5 protein-coding genes are annotated in these 2,589 nt (G+C 70.3%); all 5 read left to right on the forward strand.

Annotated elements, in window-relative coordinates:
- A partial coding sequence (locus EF918_RS34625; protein ID WP_185922072.1) for a type VII secretion protein EccB occupies positions 1–238 on the forward strand: 238 nt, incomplete at its 5' end.
- Positions 239–385: 147 nt separating this feature from the next.
- Positions 386–721 carry a hypothetical protein gene (locus EF918_RS34630; RefSeq protein ID WP_125652829.1) on the forward strand — a complete coding sequence of 112 codons (336 nt, stop codon included), beginning with the start codon at positions 386–388 and terminating at the stop codon, positions 719–721.
- A gap of 9 nt (positions 722–730) precedes the next feature.
- Complete coding sequence (locus EF918_RS34635) at positions 731–1,018, forward strand: WXG100 family type VII secretion target (RefSeq protein ID WP_125652830.1); 288 nt, start codon at positions 731–733, stop codon at positions 1,016–1,018.
- A 43-nt stretch (positions 1,019–1,061) separates the two neighbouring features.
- Positions 1,062–1,544, forward strand: coding sequence for a hypothetical protein (locus EF918_RS34640; protein ID WP_125652831.1), 483 nt, complete (start codon positions 1,062–1,064; stop codon positions 1,542–1,544).
- Positions 1,541–2,589, forward strand: a 1,049-nt coding sequence (locus EF918_RS34645; protein WP_148141330.1) for a hypothetical protein, incomplete at its 3' end; no start/stop codon positions are given. The genes EF918_RS34640 and EF918_RS34645, both read left to right, overlap by 4 nt.

A 2,589-nucleotide genomic window follows, 5' to 3' on the forward strand; every position in this document is an offset into this window, starting at 1 on the left:
GTCGGGGGCCGGGCAGGGCGGCACCTCGTACCTGATCACGGACGCGGGGGTGAAGTACCCGCTGGCGTCGGCGGAGACGGCCGAGCGGCTGGGCTACGGGGGCAGTGAGCCGGTGGCCGTGCCGGCCGCGCTGCTCGGGCTGCTGCCGACCGGGCCGAGCCTGGACCCGGCGCGCGCCCTGGCCTCCGGGGCGGCGGCACCGGAGGCGGCGGCACCGGGCGCGGTGTGCGGCCGCTGAGGTCCGCCGGGGGGCCGGTCGGCGGGAGGCGGGCCGGCACGGCCGAACCCCGTGCGGCGTGGGCGACGTAGACGGGGATGCACGACCGGAACCGAGACCGGGTCCGGAGGTCCGGCCGCACCGGCCGACGACACCAGGAGGTGGGAGATGTACGGCGACAACCTGACGCAGGACGGCGATCTGATGGGCAGGGGCGAGCTCACGCTCGCCGACCACTCCGCCAGCATGAACACCGCGGGCGCCCGCGCCGAGCAGGTCGAGCAGGAGCTGCGGGCCCTGGGCACCGCGGACGGCGAGGCCGTCCGCGCCAAGGTCCGGCAGTGGGTCGAGCAGTACCACCTGGTCCAGCAGAAGTTCGAGACGCTCCGCCAGAACAGCGAGTCGGTGCGCGGCATGTTCACGAACACCCAGGGCGAGGCCGGCATCGTCGCCCAGTCGGCGTTCGACGCCCGCTCCGCCGACGTCGTCCACGCGCTGAGCTAGGAGGAACCCATGGCCATCGACATCAAGTTCGACCAGCTGCGGCTCGCCATCGACGAGATGGAGCAGCTCACCCGCACCATGGACAACTCCCTCCAGGGACTGCTGGAGGGCCTGGCCCCCATGGAGAGCACCTTCACCGGTGCGGCGGCGCAGGCCTACAAGGAGTTCCGGGAGGCCGCGTCGAACGCCGACGCGGCGATGACCGCCCTGTTCGGCAACGGGGCCACCAAGGTCGCCTCGATCAGCGAGCTCTACAAGAACACCGATCTCCGGGGCGCGGCCACCTTCCAGGGCTGACCACGGGAACGAACGCGCGGCGTGCCGCGGAAGGTGGTGACGGATGGTCGAGAAGGACGAGGGCGAGGGCCGGAACGACGGCGACGTCTTCAAGGTGACGGAGCAGTTCCTGCTCACCTTCGCGAAGACGGAGATCCAGTCGTTCACCGACTCCGTCCAGCAGGCCGACGTGCTCAAGGTGGTCCGGCTGTTCTCCGCCGGCACCGCCGACAACGTGACGGCGAACGGGTTCGGCCAGATCCTCGGCGGGGGCGGGACCCTGACGGCGTCGGCCGAACTGCAGAAGCGGTTCCAGGAGATGTGCACGAGCCTGCTGGCGCAGGTGAAGGCCTTCGACGACACGATGCGCAGGACCTCGCTCGACCTCCAGCAGGTGCACACGCTGTTCAGCAATGCGGAGGACGAGGCCACGTTGACGGCGAAGCAGATGATGGACGTCCTCGGTGACGTCCTCGGCCCCGGGGCGACGCCCCCGCCGCCGGCTCCCGCTCCGGCTCCGGTGCCTCCGAAGGAGGACAAGGCGTGAACTGGGAGAAGGCACTGGAGGTGTTCGCCGCCAAGGAGCAGGGCAAGGCGATCGTCCCGCGCGAGAAGGTCGCCGGGCCCGGCACCAACTGGTACAAGGGCGAGGGCGAGTTGAAGGTGTACAGCGAAGGCGGCTGGGGGGCGCCCTGGGGAGCGGACGTCTACAAGGACAAACCGCCCGCGTACGACATCTGGTGGCACACGGACTACACGTTCGACGATCCGGTGCGGGAGCAGTCGTTCAACCTCTCGGCCCGGGCCGGTGTCAACGTCGACTGGGACCTGACCCGGGACGGCAGCCCGCTGTACACCTTCATCAACGACGCCCTGACCGTCCTGAACCCGGTCCTGTTCCCGCCGAACCAGAACGACACCACGGCGCCGCCCAGTTTCGTGGTGGCCCGTGACGCGGCGCGCGACCTGGACGACTGGCTGATCGGCTGGCGCCAGCGGATCAAGGGCTGGGCCGACAGGATCAACGCTCCGGGCGAGGACTGGCAGGGCAGTGCCGCCGGTGTGTTCAAGGCGTTCCTCACCTCCTTCTCCCACGAGCTGGAGTACGTCCACCTCCAGGTGGATCCGGCGCGCATGGCCGAGAAGCTGGACAAGAGCCGGGAGGCGCTGACGGCGGCGACGAAGACGCTGTACGACTCGCGCAACGCCTGGGTCGAGTCGGGCAAGCCGTTCTTCGTCCAGACCTTGGGCGATCTGTTCGGCGAGGTGATGAAGGACGCGAAGGTCACCTGGACCTTCACGGGAGAGGAGCGCGACAAGCACTCGTACACCCCGCACTCCACCTTCACGGTCTCGCTCGCGGTCGCGACCCCCTTCGGCGATCCGAAGACCCAGGCCTTCTGGACCGCCCTCCAGACGGAGGCGAAGACCCGCTGGCTCACCGCGGTCGCGGAGATGCTGGACCGGCCGGCCGGACCCGCGATGGCGGCCCTGTCCACCGCGTACGCCGACACCACGGCGGTGATCCCCGCGGCGATCCTCCCGCCGACGCTGAAGCTGCCGCCCGTCAAGGCCCCCGAGCCCCCGAAGAA

Origin of the sequence: Streptomyces sp. WAC06614 (assembly GCF_003949795.1) — a bacterium.
Lineage (GTDB): Bacteria > Actinomycetota > Actinomycetes > Streptomycetales > Streptomycetaceae > Streptomyces.